Source organism: Sphingomonas sp. CCH9-F2, assembly GCF_001556735.1.
Lineage (GTDB): Bacteria > Pseudomonadota > Alphaproteobacteria > Sphingomonadales > Sphingomonadaceae > Sphingomonas > Sphingomonas ginsenosidimutans.
Map to the genome: position 1 here is coordinate 1 of NZ_LSJO01000294.1, position 16,303 is coordinate 16,303.

9 protein-coding genes are annotated in these 16,303 nt (G+C 67.6%); 4 read left to right on the plus strand and 5 right to left on the minus strand.

Annotated elements, in window-relative coordinates; translation table 11 throughout:
- Positions 1 to 1,374, plus strand: a 1,374-nt coding sequence (gene gcvPB / locus AX685_RS08805; protein WP_066487656.1) for an aminomethyl-transferring glycine dehydrogenase subunit GcvPB, incomplete at its 5' end; no start/stop codon positions are given.
- A gap of 18 nt (positions 1,375 to 1,392) precedes the next feature.
- Here the strand turns inward: gcvPB and AX685_RS08810 are convergent.
- Positions 1,393 to 2,289 (minus strand): DMT family transporter, encoded by an 897-nt coding sequence (locus AX685_RS08810; protein ID WP_066487658.1) that lies wholly within the window; start codon positions 2,287 to 2,289, stop codon positions 1,393 to 1,395.
- An 86-nt stretch (positions 2,290 to 2,375) separates the two neighbouring features.
- On the opposite strand from AX685_RS08810, the gene AX685_RS08815 reads away from it, so the two are divergent.
- Entirely contained in the window at positions 2,376 to 3,905 is a 1,530-nt protein-coding gene (locus AX685_RS08815; protein WP_197418537.1) for an aminoacyl--tRNA ligase-related protein, read from the plus strand.
- A 350-nt stretch (positions 3,906 to 4,255) separates the two neighbouring features.
- On the opposite strand, the gene rpoC is transcribed toward AX685_RS08815, so the two are convergent.
- The gene (rpoC, locus tag AX685_RS08820) at positions 4,256 to 8,542 is read right to left on the minus strand and encodes a DNA-directed RNA polymerase subunit beta' (RefSeq protein WP_066487664.1); all 4,287 of its coding nucleotides are present in this window, start codon (positions 8,540 to 8,542) and stop codon (positions 4,256 to 4,258) included.
- A 159-nt stretch (positions 8,543 to 8,701) separates the two neighbouring features.
- A complete protein-coding gene (gene rpoB / locus AX685_RS08825) occupies positions 8,702 to 12,883 on the minus strand; it encodes a DNA-directed RNA polymerase subunit beta (RefSeq protein ID WP_066487667.1) in 4,182 nt (1,393 codons plus the stop codon).
- Positions 12,884 to 13,140: 257 nt separating this feature from the next.
- Between rpoB and AX685_RS08830 the strand changes: the two genes are divergently transcribed.
- Together AX685_RS08830 and AX685_RS21530 are read left to right on the plus strand one after the other, a co-directional pair.
- The gene (locus AX685_RS08830) at positions 13,141 to 13,674 is read left to right on the plus strand and encodes an acyloxyacyl hydrolase (RefSeq protein ID WP_066487669.1); all 534 of its coding nucleotides are present in this window, start codon (positions 13,141 to 13,143) and stop codon (positions 13,672 to 13,674) included.
- Between the two features lie 52 nt (positions 13,675 to 13,726).
- Positions 13,727 to 14,851 carry a hypothetical protein gene (locus AX685_RS21530; protein ID WP_156445734.1) on the plus strand — a complete coding sequence of 375 codons (1,125 nt, stop codon included), beginning with the start codon at positions 13,727 to 13,729 and terminating at the stop codon, positions 14,849 to 14,851.
- An 18-nt stretch (positions 14,852 to 14,869) separates the two neighbouring features.
- Here the strand turns inward: AX685_RS21530 and AX685_RS08840 are convergent, their stop codons facing one another.
- Complete coding sequence (locus AX685_RS08840) at positions 14,870 to 15,778, minus strand: alpha/beta hydrolase family esterase (RefSeq protein ID WP_066487671.1); 909 nt, start codon at positions 15,776 to 15,778, stop codon at positions 14,870 to 14,872.
- A gap of 258 nt (positions 15,779 to 16,036) precedes the next feature.
- A partial coding sequence (rplL, locus tag AX685_RS08845) for a 50S ribosomal protein L7/L12 (RefSeq protein WP_066487673.1) occupies positions 16,037 to 16,303 on the minus strand: 267 nt, incomplete at its 5' end.

Below are 16,303 nucleotides of genomic sequence, written 5' to 3' on the forward strand. Positions count from 1 at the left end.
GAACAGGAAACGGTCCGCCACTACACCCGCCTCAGCCGGCAGAATTACGCCATCGACCTGGGGCTGTTCCCGCTGGGGTCGTGCACGATGAAGCACAATCCGCGCCTGAACGAAAAGGTCGCGCGGCTGCCCGGTTTCGCCGACGTCCACCCGCTCCAGCCGGTCGACACGGTGCAGGGCGCCTTGGGCGTCATCAACGAACTGGCGATGTGGCTCATCACGCTGACCGGCATGTATGGCGTCGCGATGAGCCCGAAGGCGGGCGCGCACGGCGAATTGTGCGGCATCCTGTGCATCAAGGCGGCGCTGGAGAAGCGCGGTGAGGGGCATCGCAAGGTCGTGCTGGTGCCCGAAAGCGCGCACGGCACCAACCCGGCCACCGCCGCCTTCGCGGGTTTCGCGGTGGAGGATATTCCCGCCACCGCCGACGGGCGCGTTGACACCGCGGCGCTCAAGGCGCGGCTCGGGCCGGACGTTGCGGCGGTGATGATCACCAACCCCAATACCTGCGGGCTGTTCGAGCGCGATCTGAAAGAGATCAGCGACGCGGTCCATGCCGCAGGTGGCTATGTCTATTGCGACGGGGCGAACTTCAACGCGATCGTCGGGCGCGTGCGGCCTGGCGACCTTGGCGTCGATGCGATGCACATCAACCTGCACAAGACCTTCTCCACCCCGCATGGCGGCGGCGGGCCGGGGTCGGGGCCGGTGGTGCTGTCGAAGGCGCTGGCGCCGTTCGGCCCGCTGCCGTTCACCGCGCGGACGGCGGACGGTTACGTCCACCTCATCGAGGAGGAGCGTGCCGAGGAATTCTCGAACGCGCATTTCGACGGCAAGCTCGACAGCTTCGGGCGGATGACCGCCTTCCACGGCCAGATGGGGATGTTCACCCGCGCGCTCGCGTACATCCTCAGCCACGGCGCCGACGGCCTGCGGCAGGTGGCCGAGGATGCGGTGCTCAACGCCAATTACGTGTTGCGCTCGCTGGAGGACACGCTCGACGCGCCGTTCGCTGCCAGCGGGCCGTGCATGCACGAGGCGATCTTCAGCGATCGCGGGCTGGCCGATGGGTTCTCGACCATCGACGTGGCCAAGGGGCTGATCGACGAGGGCTTCCACCCGATGACCATGTACTTCCCGCTGGTGGTGCACGGCGCGATGCTGGTCGAGCCGACCGAGACGGAGAGCAAGGCCGCGCTCGACCAGTTCATCGGCGCGCTGCGCTCGGTGGCGCAGCGGGCGAAGGCGGGCGACATGGCGCTGAAGACCGCGCCGCACTTCGCGCCCCGCGCCCGGCTGGACGAGACGCTGGCCGCACGCAAGCCGGTGCTGCGCTGGAAGCCCCCGGTCGCGGCGGCGGAGGCGGCGGAGTAAAGGGCGCGCGCTCCGCGCTCAATCGTCGGGCGCGACGGTCGTCGTCTGTTGCCGGCCCAGCCGGTGTTCGCGCCATACGATGAACAGCCCGCTGGCGATGATGATCGGCGCCCCCATCCAGGTCATCGGCGCGGGCAGTGCGCCGAACAGCAGCCAGCCGTAGATGGTTGCCCACAGCAGGCCGGAATAGTCCATCGGCACCACCGCGCTGACCGGCGCCAGCCGCGACGCGGCGGTGATCGACAATTGCCCCAGCGCGCCGACCACCCCGGTCGCCGCCAGGATCGCCCAGGTGCCGGCGTCATGCGCCTGGAGGTGGAAGGCATAGGGGATGGCGATCGGCGGCAGCGTCAGCGTGGTGAACCAGAAGACGGTCGTACCGGTCGGTTCGTCACGCAGCTGGCGCAGCAGCACCGCGACCAGTGCGACGAACAGCGCGGCCAGCAATCCCACCGCCGCGCCCATCGGGGATAAATGCGCGCTGCCCGGCTGCGCCACCACCAGCACGCCCACGAACCCCACCAGCACCGCCGCCCACCGCTGGATGCCGGTCCGCTCCTTCAACAATGTCGCGCCTAGGATCGTGGCGAAGATCGGCACGGTGAACTGGAACGTCGTCGCCTCTGCCAGCGGCAACAGGATCACCGCGCCGAAGGTGAAGACCATGCCGACCAGCCCGACCATCGCCCGTGCCAGATGGCCGCGGAAGCGCGCCGTGCGCAGCGATGCCAGCCCCGGCCCGCGCACCACGAACGCCAGCACCACCGGCAGCGCGCACGCCTGTCGCCAGAACATCCCCTCGAACAGCGTCGCGCCGCGATGCTCGCCCCACTTTATCAGGGCGGACATCGTGGCGAGAAAGAAGATGGCCAGCAATCGCAGCGCGATGCCCGCCAGTATGCGATCGCTGGACATGACGCCCGCCTAGCCGCGCGGGCGGGGCGGCGGAACCCCGCACCGCTCCAGTTGCCAAAATCGCCGGTTCGTTTAGGTCGCGGATCATGAAACACGCCCTTTCCGTCACCCGCGAGGCGGACTTCGCCGCCTGGTATCAGACCGTCATCACCGAGGCCGACCTGGCGGAGGAAAGCGGCGTGCGCGGGTGCATGGTCATCCGGCCGTGGGGCTATGGCATCTGGGAACGGATCCAGCGGCTGCTCGACGATCGCATCAAGGCGACCGGCCACGAAAATTGCTATTTCCCGCTGTTCATCCCGCTGTCCTATTTCGAGGAAGAGGCCAGCCACGTCGACGGTTTCGCCAAGGAGATGGCGGTCGTCACGCATCACCGGCTGGTCGCCGACGGCAAGGGCCGGCTGGTCCCCGATCCCGCAGCGAAGCTGGAGGAGCCGCTGGTCGTCCGTCCGACCAGCGAGACGGTGATCGGCCATGCCTTTGCACGCTGGGTCCAGTCGTGGCGCGACCTGCCGGTGCTCATCAACCAATGGGCCAATGTCGTGCGCTGGGAAATGCGCACGCGCATGTTCCTGCGCACCGCCGAATTCCTGTGGCAGGAGGGGCATACCGCCCACGCCACCGCCGAGGAGGCGCAGGCCGAGACGCTCAAGATGCTGGAGGTGTATCGCGAGTTCGCCGAGACGTGCATCGCGCTGCCGGTGATCGCGGGCGAAAAGCCGGAGAATGAACGCTTCCCCGGCGCGGTCGCGACCTACAGCATCGAGGCGATGATGCAGGATGGCAAGGCGCTCCAGGCGGGCACCAGCCACTTCCTGGGCACCAATTTCGCCAAGGCACAGAACATCCGCTTCCAGAACGCCGAGGGGCAGCTGGAACTGGCCAATACCACCAGCTGGGGCGTGTCGACGCGGATGATCGGCGGCCTCATCATGGTGCATGGCGACGACGACGGGCTGCGCGTGCCACCGCGCGTCGCGCCGTGGCAGGTGGTGATCGTGCCGATGCTGCGCGACACGCCCGAGGATGAGGCGCTGATCGCCTATTGCAAGGAGTTGCAGGCGGCGCTGGCGCGCGAAAGCGCGCTGGGCGAACCGGTGCGCGCGCTGCTCGACCTGAAGGCGGTGAAGTCCACCAACAAGCGCTGGGGCTGGGTGAAGAAGGGTGCGCCGATCGTGATCGAGGTCGGCGGCCGCGATATGGCGGCGGGCAACGTCTCGGTCATCCGTCGCGACCGGCTGTACCGCGCGGACGGCAAGCTCGACAGCGCCGCGACCGAGCGTGATGCGTTCGTCGCCGGTGCGGGGGCGCTGCTGGAGGAAATCCAGCAGGCACTCTTCGCCGAGGCACGCGACCGGCTGCACGCGAACGTCATGCCCGCCGCCGATTGGGCGGCGGTGGAAGCGCATTTTGCGGACGGGGCGAAGAACCCCGGCTGGCGCGAGGTGCAATGGTCGCGGCCGACCGGCGCCGCGCTGGATGCGGTGGTCGAGAAGCTGAAGGCGCTGAAGCTGACGCTGCGCAATGCGCCGATGGATCAGCCCGCGGTCGACGGTGCGTGCGTCTTCACCGGTGCGCCGGCGGTCGAACGGGTGCTGATCGGCCGCGCCTACTGATCGGCCGCGGCGCGCTGTCGCGCGTCGTTCCAGCAATCGATAGCCCGCCAGCGATACGCCCGGCCGCGTGACGGACGGCAGGCGGACGGCAGCGCGACAGGCGGGGCGAACGGCGTCGGGCGCGTGTGCGTCCCCGGTTTCGCTGGCGATCGTCTGGATCGGCGACAGCGCGACGCCTGTTAGCGCCATCGGGGCCCCGGCCAGCGGCGCAGTGTGCTTCGTCGCTATAGTGCGCTTGTTGCCGTCCTGCCCTTTCGATGCCGATACCGGCCGGATCGATACGAAAAAGCCGCCGTCCGGCATCCCGGACGACGGCCTTTCGCGTCAGCTGCCCGATCGGGCGGGGAGGGTTATTCCCCCGCCTCGTTCAGATACTCGCCGGCATCCGCATCGGTGCCGTGCCCCGACCGGACCACCGCGGCCAGCGGATCGCTGCCGGTGCCGACCTCGTCGCGCGGGCTGCGCGCATTTTCGGCCGCCTTCACCTGCGCGGCGGTGCCGGACAGGATCATCGCTTCCTGCAGCTTGCGCTGCTGGACCCGCAGCGCGGCGTCGCGGCTGGAGGCTGCCACGCGCAGGCGGTTCATGCCCGCGCCGGTGCCCGCCGGGATCAGGCGGCCGACGATGACATTCTCCTTCAGCCCCATCAGCGTGTCCTGCTTGCCCTGGACCGCCGCCTCGGTGAGGACGCGGGTGGTTTCCTGGAACGACGCGGCCGAAATGAAGCTGCGGGTCTGCAGCGACGCCTTGGTGATGCCCAGCAGGACCGGCTTGCCTTGCGCCGGCTGCTGGTTCTTCTCCAGCTTGGCGTTGATCGCGTCCATCTCCTCGCGGTCCACCTGTTCGCCGACCAGCAGCGTGGTGTCGCCCGACTCGATGATCTCCACCTTCTGCAGCATCTGGCGAACGATCACCTCGATGTGCTTGTCGTTGATCTTCACGCCCTGCAGTCGATAGACTTCCTGGATTTCGCTGACCAGATATTCGGCCAGCGGCTCGATGCCGAGCACTTCCAGAATGTCGTGCGGGTCGGGGCTGCCGCCGATCAGGTTGTCGCCACGCTTGACGTAGTCGCCTTCCTGAACGTCGATCACCTTCGACTTCGGCACCAGATATTCCACGACCTCGCCGCCGTCCTCGGGCTGAATACCGATCTTGCGCTTGGCCTTGTAATCCTTGCCGAACACCACCCGGCCGGAGACCTTCGCGATGATCGCATTCTCCTTCGGCTTGCGCGCCTCGAACAGCTCGGCGACGCGCGGCAGACCGCCGGTGATGTCGCGGGTCTTGGCCGATTCACGCGCGACACGCGCCAGCACGTCGCCCGCCTGCACCGCGGCATTGTCCTCGACCGACAGCACTGCGCCCGCCGCCAGCATGTAGCGTGCGGCCTCGCCCGAACCTTCGTCCAGCAGGGTCAGGCGCGGACGAAGATCCTCCTTCGACTTGGTCGACGCGCGATATTCGATCACGACGCGCTGGGCGATGCCGGTGGCTTCGTCGACCTGTTCGGTCAGCGTCTTGCCCTCGATGAGGTCCTGGAACTTCACCGTACCGGCGGTTTCCGTGATCACCGGCATGGTGAACGGATCCCATTCGGCCATCCGGTCGCCCTTGGTGACGATATGACCGTCGTCGAACATCACGTACGCGCCGTACGGGATCTTGTGGACGGCCAGCTCGCGGCCGTCCATGTCGACGATCGCGATCTCGCCCGAACGGCTCAGCACGACGCGGCGGCCGCGCTGGTCCTCGATGATCCGCAGGTCGCGGAACTCGACGGTGCCGTCGACCGGCGCCTCCAGGTTCGACTGTTCGTTCAGCTGCGCCGCACCGCCGATGTGGAAGGTCCGCATCGTCAGCTGCGTGCCCGGCTCGCCGATCGACTGCGCCGCGATGACGCCGACCGCCTCGCCGATGTTGACCGGCGTACCGCGGGCGAGGTCACGCCCGTAGCACTTGCCGCACACGCCGACCTTGCTTTCGCAGACCAGCGGCGAGCGAATCTTCATCGCCTGGATGCCCAGCGCCTCGATCTGCGCCACCATCGGCTCGTCGAGCAGCGTCCCGGTCGGGATGACGACCGCACCCGTCTTGGCGTCGACGACGTCCTCGGCCGTGGTGCGGCCCAGGATACGCTCGCCCAGCGAGGCGATGGTCGAGCCGCCCTGAACGATCGCCTTCATCTCCAGCGCGCGCTCGGTGCCGCAATCGATCTCGACGATCGTGCAGTCCTGCGACACGTCGACCAGACGCCGGGTCAGGTAGCCCGAGTTCGCGGTCTTGAGCGCGGTGTCCGCCAGGCCCTTGCGGGCGCCGTGGGTCGAGTTGAAATATTCAAGGACGGTCAGACCTTCCTTGAAGTTCGAGATGATCGGCGTCTCGATGATCTCGCCCGACGGCTTGGCCATCAGGCCGCGCATGCCGGCCAGCTGCTTGATCTGCGCGGGGCTGCCGCGCGCACCGGAGTGGGCCATCATGTAGATCGAGTTGATCGGCTTCTCGCGGCCGGTCTCCTCGTCGATGCGAACGGCCTTGATCTCGTTCATCATCGACGCCGCCACCTGGTCGCCGCAGCGGCTCCAGGCGTCGATCACCTTGTTGTACTTCTCCTGCTGCGTGATCAGGCCGTCCTGATACTGCTGCTCGAAGTCCTTCACCTGCTCGCGCGTCTCGTCGACCAGCTTGTCCTTGTCCGGCGCGATCAGCATGTCGTCCTTGCCGAACGAGATGCCTGCGCGGAACGCATGACGGAAGCCGAGCGCCATGATCGCATCGGCGAACAGCACCGTCTCCTTCTGGCCGGTGTGACGATACACCTCGTCGATCACGTCGCCGACGTCCTTCTTCGTCAGCAGGCGGTTGACGACGTCGAACGGCACCTTGTGGCTCTTGGGCAGGCATTCGCCCAGCAGCATGCGGCCCGGCGTGGTCTCATACCGCTTGAGATACTGCTTGCCGTCCTCGTCGGTCTGCGGAACGCGGCTGACGATCTTCGAATGCAGCGTCACCGCGCCGGCGTTCAGCGCCTGGTGCACCTCCTGCATGTCGGCCAGCAGCATGCCTTCGCCCGGCTCGTTCTGCTTCTCCATGGAGAGGTAGTAGAGGCCCAGCACCATGTCCTGCGACGGCACGATGATCGGCTTGCCGTTCGCCGGGGACAGGATGTTGTTGGTCGACATCATCAGGACGCGCGCTTCGAGCTGCGCCTCAAGGCTCAGCGGGACGTGCACGGCCATCTGGTCGCCGTCGAAGTCGGCGTTGAACGCGGAGCAGACCAGCGGGTGCAGCTGGATCGCCTTGCCCTCGATCAGCACCGGCTCGAACGCCTGGATGCCCAGGCGGTGGAGCGTCGGCGCGCGGTTCAGCAGCACGGGGTGCTCGCGGATCACCTCGTCCAGGATGTCCCAGACCTCCTTGCGCTCCTTCTCGACCCACTTCTTCGCCTGCTTCAGCGTCATGCTGAGGCCCTTGGCGTCGAGGCGCGCGTAGATGAACGGCTTGAACAGCTCGAGCGCCATCTTCTTCGGCAGGCCGCACTGGTGCAGCTTCAGCTCCGGCCCGGTCACGATGACCGAACGGCCCGAATAGTCGACGCGCTTGCCGAGCAGGTTCTGGCGGAAGCGGCCCTGCTTGCCCTTCAGCATGTCGGACAGCGACTTGAGCGGCCGCTTGTTGGCGCCGGTGATCGTGCGGCCGCGACGGCCGTTGTCGAACAGCGCGTCGACCGCTTCCTGCAACATGCGCTTTTCGTTGCGGACGATGATGTCCGGCGCGCGCAACTCCATCAGCCGCTTCAGGCGGTTGTTGCGGTTGATGACGCGGCGGTACAGGTCGTTGAGGTCCGACGTCGCGAAGCGGCCACCGTCCAGCGGCACCAGCGGACGCAGTTCGGGCGGGATGACCGGCACGACCTCGAGGATCATCCATTCCGGCCGGTTGCCCGATTCCAGGAAGCTCTCGACGACCTTCAGGCGCTTGATGATCTTCTTGGGCTTCAGCTCCGACTTGGTCGTCGCCAGCTCTTCCAGAAGCTGCACCTTCTCGCCCTCGAGGTCGAGGTTCTCGAGCATGATGCGCACCGCTTCGGCGCCGATCCCGGCGGAGAAGGCGTCCTCACCATATTCGTCCTGCGCCTCGAGCAGTTCGTCCTCGGTCAGCAGCTGATATTTCTCGAGCGGCGTCAGGCCCGGTTCGATGACGATATACGCCTCGAAGTACAGCACGCGCTCCAGCTGCTTGAGCTGCATGTCGAGCAGCAGGCCGATGCGGCTCGGCAGCGACTTCAGGAACCAGATGTGCGCGACCGGTGCCGCCAGTTCGATATGGCCCATCCGCTCACGGCGGACCTTCGACACCGTGACCTCGACACCGCACTTCTCGCAGACGATGCCCTTGTACTTCATGCGCTTGTACTTGCCGCACAGGCATTCGTAGTCCTTGATCGGACCGAAGATGCGCGCGCAGAACAGGCCGTCACGCTCGGGCTTGAACGTGCGATAGTTGATCGTCTCGGGCTTCTTGATCTCGCCGAAGGACCAGCTGCGGATCTTGTCGGGCGACGCGATCCCGATCTGGATCTGGTCGAAGGTTTCCGGCTTCGCGAGCGGATTGGCGAAATTGGTCAGTTCGTTCATTTCAACCTCTTTCTCCTCTCCCGCTGGGAGAGGAAGGGACCCGCCCGGCGCAGCCGGGTGGGAAGGTGAGGGGGAGGGACGCGCATCGTCGTCCTCACCCTTCCGCGGCCGTTGGCCGCTCCCTCCCTCTCCCGCCGGGAAAGGGAGGGTGGTTGCTTCTTATTCGGCCGCGATCGCCACGCCGTCTTCGTCGTAACCCAGGTCCTCGTGGGACTTGAGGTCGACGTTGAGGCCCAGCGAGCGCATTTCCTTGACCAGCACGTTGAAGCTCTCCGGGATGCCGGCCTCGAACGTGTCGTCGCCCTTGACGATCGCCTCGTAGACCTTGGTGCGGCCGACCACGTCGTCCGACTTCACCGTCAGCATCTCCTGGAGCGTGTAGGCCGCGCCATAGGCCTGGAGCGCCCACACTTCCATTTCGCCGAACCGCTGGCCCCCGAACTGCGCCTTGCCGCCCAGCGGCTGCTGGGTGACGAGGCTGTACGGCCCGATCGAGCGGGCGTGGATCTTGTCGTCGACCAGGTGGTGCAGCTTCAGCATGTAGATGATGCCCACCGTCACGCGCCGGTCGAACGAATCACCGGTACGCCCGTCGTACAGGATCGACTGGCCCGACGTGTCGAGACCGGCCAACTCCAGCATCTCCGACACGTCGCTTTCGCGTGCGCCGTCGAACACGGGAGTGCCCATCGGCACGCCGGTGCGCACGTTATGGACCAGCTCGGCGATCTCCTCGCCGTCCCGAGCCTCGATCTCGTCGACGTAATGGTCGCCGTAGATGGTCTTCAGCCGCTCCTTGACCGCGTCGGGCATCTCGCCCGCCGTGGCGTCCGGATTGGCCTCGCGCCATTCCTCCAGCTGCCGCGCGACCTGCATGCCCAGGTTGCGCGCCGCCCAGCCCAGGTGAGTCTCGAAGATCTGCCCGACGTTCATGCGGCTCGGCACGCCCAGCGGGTTGAGCACCAGGTCGACCGGCGTCCCGTCGGCAAGGAACGGCATGTCCTCGACCGGCAGGATGCGGCTGATGACGCCCTTGTTGCCGTGACGGCCGGCCATCTTGTCGCCCGGCTGCAGCTTGCGCTTCACCGCCACGAACACCTTGACCATCTTGAGCACGCCCGGCGGCAGCTCGTCGCCCCGCTCCAGCTTCTCGCGGCGATCCTCGAACTTGTCGCGGATGCGCTTGGCCGCCTCGTCATACTGGCCCTTCACGGCTTCCAGGTTCGACTGCACGGCATCGTCCTGGACCGCGAACTTCCACCATTCGTGACGGTCGACGCTGTCGAGCACGTCCATGTCGATGGTAACGCCCTTCTTGACGCCCTTGGGGGCCGCGGTGGCGACCTGATCCAGCAGCATCTCGCGAAGGCGCGACCAGGTGGCACGATTGAGGATCGTGCGCTCGTCGTCGGCGTCCTTCTTCAGGCGCTCGATCTCCTCGCGCTCGATCGCCATCGCGCGCTCGTCCTTGTCGATGCCGTGGCGGTTGAAGACGCGCACGTCGACGATCGTGCCCGCCACGCCCGGCGGCAGCCGCAGCGAGGTGTCGCGCACGTCCGACGCCTTTTCACCGAAGATCGCGCGCAGCAGCTTCTCTTCCGGCGTCATCGGGCTTTCGCCCTTCGGCGTGATCTTGCCGACCAGGATGTCGCCCGGCTCCACTTCTGCGCCGACATAGACGATGCCCGCCTCGTCGAGGTTGCGCAGCGCTTCCTCGCCGACGTTCGGGATGTCGCGGGTGATGTCCTCCGGCCCCAGCTTCGTGTCGCGGGCCATCACCTCGAACTCGTCTATGTGGATCGACGTGAACACGTCGTCCTTCACGATCCGCTCGGAGATGAGGATCGAATCCTCGTAGTTATACCCGTTCCACGGCATGAACGCGACCAGCGCGTTGCGGCCCAGCGCCAGCTCGCCGAACTCGGTCGACGGGCCGTCGGCGATCGTGTCGCCGGCACGCACCACGTCGCCAACCTTCACCAGCGGGCGCTGGTTGATGCAGGTCGACTGATTCGAACGCTGGAATTTCATCAGCGTGTAGATGTCCACGCCGGATTCGGTCGCGCTGACCTCACCGGTGGCGCGAATCACGATGCGACTGGCGTCGACCTGGTCGACGACGCCGGCGCGACGCGCCGAGATCGCCGCGCCCGAATCGCGCGCCACCGTCTCTTCCATGCCGGTGCCGACGAACGGCGCCTCGGCACGGACCAGCGGTACCGCCTGGCGCTGCATGTTCGAACCCATCAGCGCGCGGTTCGCGTCGTCGTTCTCCAGGAACGGGATCAGCGAGGCGGCGACCGACACCAGCTGTTTCGGGCTGACGTCCATCAGCGTCACCGTTTCCGGCAGCGCCATCAGGAATTCGCCCGCCTGCCGCGCCGACACCAGCTCCTCGGTGAAACGGCCGTCGGCGTCGGTTTCGGCCGAAGCCTGCGCGACGGTGTGCTTCTGCTCCTCCATCGCCGACAGGTAGACGACCTCGTTGGTCACCTTGCCATCGACGACCTTGCGATACGGCGTCTCGATGAAGCCGTACTTGTTGACGCGCGCGAAGGTCGACAGCGAGTTGATGAGCCCGATGTTCGGGCCTTCCGGCGTCTCGATCGGGCAGATGCGGCCATAGTGCGTCGGGTGGACGTCGCGGACTTCGAAGCCCGCGCGCTCACGCGTCAGACCGCCCGGCCCGAGCGCCGAAACGCGGCGCTTGTGCGTCACTTCGGACAACGGGTTGGTCTGATCCATGAACTGCGACAGCTGCGACGAGCCGAAGAACTCGCGCACCGCGGCGACCGCGGGCTTGGCGTTGATCAGGTCGTTCGGCATGACCGTCGACACGTCGACCGACGACATGCGCTCCTTGACCGCACGCTCCATGCGCAGCAGGCCGACGCGATACTGGTTCTCCAGCAGCTCACCCACCGACCGCACGCGGCGGTTGCCGAGATTGTCGATGTCGTCGATCTCGCCCTTGCCGTCCTTCAGGTCGACCAGCGTCTTGACGACAGCGAGGATATCCTCGGTGCGCAGCGTCGTCACCGTGTCCTCGGCATCGAGGTCGAGGCGCATGTTCAGCTTGACGCGGCCCACCGCCGACAGGTCGTAGCGGTCGGGATCGAAGAACAGGCCGGCGAACAGCGCCTCGGCCGTCTCCAGCGTCGGCGGCTCGCCGGGGCGCATCACGCGATAGATGTCGGACAGCGCCTGCTCGCGCTCCTCGGCCTTGTCGGCCTTGAGCGTGTTGCGGATCCACGGCCCGGTCGAGTGATGGTCGATGTCGAGAAGGTCGATCTTCTCGATCCCGGCCTTGTCCAGCTTCTCGAGATTGTCGGGACCGATCTCGTCGCCGGCCTCGACGTAGATTTCGCCGGTGCCCTCGTTGATGAGGTCATAGGCCGAATAACGGCCGTAGATCTCCTCGGTCGGGATCAGCAGCGTGGTCAGGCCGTCCTTGGCCGCCTTGTTGGCGGCGCGCGGGGTCACCTTGGTGCCGGCCGGGAACACGATCTCGCCCGACGAGGCGTCGATCAGGTCGAACGTCGGCTTGGCGCCGCGCCAGTTCTCGGCGTTGAACGGGATCTGCCAGCCGCCTTCGCCGCGCACGAAGGTGACGCGGTTGTAGAAGTGGTTGAGAATCTCTTCCGAGTTGAGGCCCAGCGCATACAGCAGCGCGGTGACCGGCAGCTTGCGCTTGCGGTCGATGCGGACGTTGACGATGTCCTTGGCGTCGAATTCGAAATCCAGCCACGAGCCGCGATACGGGATCACGCGCGCGGCGAAGAGATACTTGCCCGACGCGTGGGTCTTGCCACGATCATGGTCGAACAGCACGCCCGGCGAGCGGTGCATCTGCGACACGATGACGCGCTCGGTCCCGTTGATGAAGAAGGTGCCGTTCTCGGTCATGAGCGGCATGTCGCCCATGTAGACGTCCTGCTCCTTGATATCGAGCACCGAGCGGGTTTCCGTATCCGGATCCACCTCGAACACGATCAGGCGCAGCGTGACGCGCATCGGCGCCGCATAGGTGATGCCGCGCTGGCGGCATTCCTCGACGTCGAACTTCGGCGGCTCCAGCTCGTAATTGACGAAGTCCAGCTCGGCGGTGCCCGCGAAGTCGCGGATCGGGAAGACCGAACGCAGCGTCTTTTCCAGGCCCGAGACATAGCCGATCGACGGATCGGAGCGCAGGAACTGTTCGTAGCTTTCGCGCTGAACCTCGATCAGGTTCGGCATCTGCACCACTTCGTGGATGTTGCCGAATACCTTGCGGATGCGACGCTTGCGCGTGCCCGCCTTGTCGGTCCGCGCGGTTCCCGCGTCGATCGGATTGGTCGCCATAAGAGCTTTGTGCCTCGTCAGCCAGAATTCACGGGCGCCTGGGTCAGGAACGACGAAAGGCCGCACGTCTGATCCCGAAGATCGGGAGACGGCAGCCTGTCAGCGTCCTGTCTTTCCAGCCCCCATCCGTACGACGCGCTGCGCGACGGCGCGCCATGTCCCGAGGCTGTGGAAAGTCGTCGGGATATAGGCCCGCACTGGCACAGCGTCAACCGCGTGATGCTATCGCTACGGGGACGGGCGGGGTAGGGGTGAGCATGTTGCGCGTCATTCCCTTCCTGGCTGGTGCCTTTGCGGCGCTGTTCCCCGTCACCGCCGGCGCGCAGGAGGTGTTTGCCGGCGTCCTGTCGCATGGCGTCGACACCCCGCTCACCAAGGCGACCGGGGAGGGCGGTACCGACCTGCAACTGGGGGTGCGCGGCAAGCCGCTGCTGAACGCGGGCGTTGCGACGCTGCGCCCCTATGCGTTCGTATCCGCGAACGCGCGCGGCGACACCAGCTTCGCCGCGGCGGGCGTGGCGCTGACGGTCGGCCTGCCGGGGTGGTTCGTGCGGCCCGGGATCGGGCTGGCGGTGCACGACGGGCCTTCCTATCGCGTCGGCGCCGATGGCTTTCGCACCGATCTGGGCAGCCGGGTGGTGTTCGAGCCGGAACTGGGCGTTGGGTTCACGATCCTGCCCCGCGTCACCGCGGAGCTGCAATGGACGCACCTCAGCCACGCGCAGCTCTTCAGCCGGCAGAACCCCGGGCTCGACATGATCGGGACGCGCGTGTCGATCCGTCTGCCGTAAATGCGTGTCGCGGGCGGTTGACGTCGGCGTGCGGGCGGGTAGCGGGGGAGCGATGAGTTTGCGTTTCCCCGTCCTGCTGGCCGGCATGTCGGCCGGCACCGCCATCGTCGCCGCTGCCGCGCGTGCGCAGGACGTGCCCGTCCCGGCGGCGACCACGTTACCCGCCGATGCCAGCGCGGTGCCGTCGCCGATCCGCGTGCCGCTGCCCGCCGCCAGCCCGTCGGTGCCTGCGGTGGCTCCGATCGTCACCGTGCCACGGGTGCGTACGACACCACGCCCGGTCGCGACGCCTACCCCGCGCATGCGCCCGACCCCGACCCCGGCTTCGACTCCGACCGCGCGTGCCACGCCGACCCCGCGTGCGACATCGACACCGACGCCTGTCTGGGTCGAGAGGGAGACGCCGTCCTCGCCCGTTCCGGTGGAGGCCGCGACGCCCGCCGCGCCGGTGACGCCCGCGACGCCGATCGCGGCTCCGTCGCCTGCCGATGCGCCGGCCGGCACCCCGTGGTGGGCAGTCGTGCTGGGTGTCGCGGCCGCAGGGGCGTGGCTGTGGCGGCGCCGTTCGGCGCGCGTGGTCGCGGACGAAGTCGCCGCGCCGCAACCACCGGCTGCGCCCGTCGTGCCCCGCCGGCCGCGTGCCCCCGTTGACCCGACGCCGCCGGTCGCACCAGCGGCGCGCGGGTGGATCGCGTTCGATCTGGTCGCACGGCGGGCCGGCGTGAACCTGCTGACCGCGACGCTGGACGCGCAGGTCACCGTCCGTAACGACGGCGAGCGCCCGGCCGAGGATATCCGCCTCGACGTCCGGCTGCTCAGTGCCAGTGCGTCGCAGGACGACGAACTGGGCGCCATTTTCGCCCATCCGGTGGCCGCGCCCGCGACCGCACCCTTCGCGCTCGCCCCGGGTGAGGAGCGGGTCGTCACCGTGCTGGTGACGCTGCCGCGCGGGGCGATCACCGTGCTGACGGCGGGCGGGCGGCCGATGTTCGTGCCCGTCGCGGCGGTCAACCTGCGCTACGTCACCGGGGGGATCGCGGGGCAGACCGCCGGTGCGTTCGCGGTCGGGCTGGAGCGCGACGGTGCGGCGAAGCTCGCGCCCTTCTGGCTCGACGGGCCGGGACGGATGCACGATTCGGTGGCGGTTCGTCCGCACGCCCTCTCGCTGCGCAGCTGACCCGCGCCGGGCGGCGCGTCAGCGCCGTTGCGCGGCGAAGAACTGCCAGATCGTCGCGCTCGCATCGAACGCGCCGTCCGCCCCGCGGGCATCCGGCCATTCATGCTCGCCCAATGGGCGGTCGACGAAGCGGACTGCGGCGCCGCTGGTGCATCCGGTGCTCGTTTCGACCGATGCGCCCGCGCTGTGCGTGACCACCGGCGCGGCGGTGCAGCCGTTGGTTGTCCGCCACGCATCGACCGAACGGCGGGTCGCCAGGAACGGCCGGCTCTGCATCCGTCCGACGAAGCCCTTCGGGCTGTTGCCGCCCGCGAACGGCACCACGTCGTCGTGCTCACCATGGATCACCAGCATCGGCACCGGCGCCACCGCGCGTGGTTCGTCGCCGAACATCGCACCGGACACGACCGCCGCCGCGGCGATCCGGTTGCCCAGCGCGATCGCCACACGGTGCGTCAGCATTCCGCCGTTCGAAAATCCGGTGATGTAGATGCGGCGCGGATCGACCGCGGTGCGCCGCGCGACATCGTCGATCACCGCCGCGACGAAGGCGATGTCGTCGACGCCGCGCGATGCCGCCTCCCCGCAGCAGCCGCCGGCATTCCACGTCCCCATGCGATCGTTGCGACCGATCCCGTCGGGAGCGACGACGATCACGCCCGCGCGGCGTGCCTGGTCCGCCCAGCGCGCGATCATCGACGCGCCGTTGCCGCCGCCGCCATGCAGCGCGACGATCAGCGGGGCGGGGGCGCTGCCGCGATGCGCGTCGAGCAGGCGGTAGCGCCGCTGCTGCCCGGCGATCGACAGGTCATGGACGGTCGCATCGACATTGGTCCGCTGCTGTGCCGCGCGTGCCTCGCGCCATCGCGCCAGCAGGCCGGGCCGCTCCGCCAGCCCCGCATCGGCGGCCAATGCCGTCAATGCCATCGCCCCTATCAATAACGTCTTGTTGCGCACGTCCTTCGCTCCCGCAAATGGATGTTGCGCATACGTAACGGTGCCATGCCTTCCCGGCGATGAACGGCCATGCCCGCCGAACAAAAAAAGGGGCGGCCCCGCACGGGAGTCGCCCCTTCTTCTGTCGCCGGGGTCACGGAAGGACATTCCATGACGCCCCACGGATGGCCGGACTACCGGCCGGCCGTGCGCAGGCGAGACGCAACGCGTCCCGCCCGCGCATTCGGCTTACTTGAGTTCGACGGTCGCGCCGGCTTCTTCCAGCTGCTTCTTGACCTTCTCGGCCTCGTCCTTCGACACGCCTTCCTTGACCGGCTTCGGCGCGCCTTCGACCAGCGCCTTGGCTTCGGTCAGGCCCAGGCCGGTGATCGCGCGGACTTCCTTGATGACGTTGATCTTCTTGCCACCGTCGCCGGTCAGCACGACGTCGAATTCGGTCTTCTCTTCAGCGGCCGGCGCGCCACCGGCGGCGCCACCGGCCGCTGAAGAGAAGAC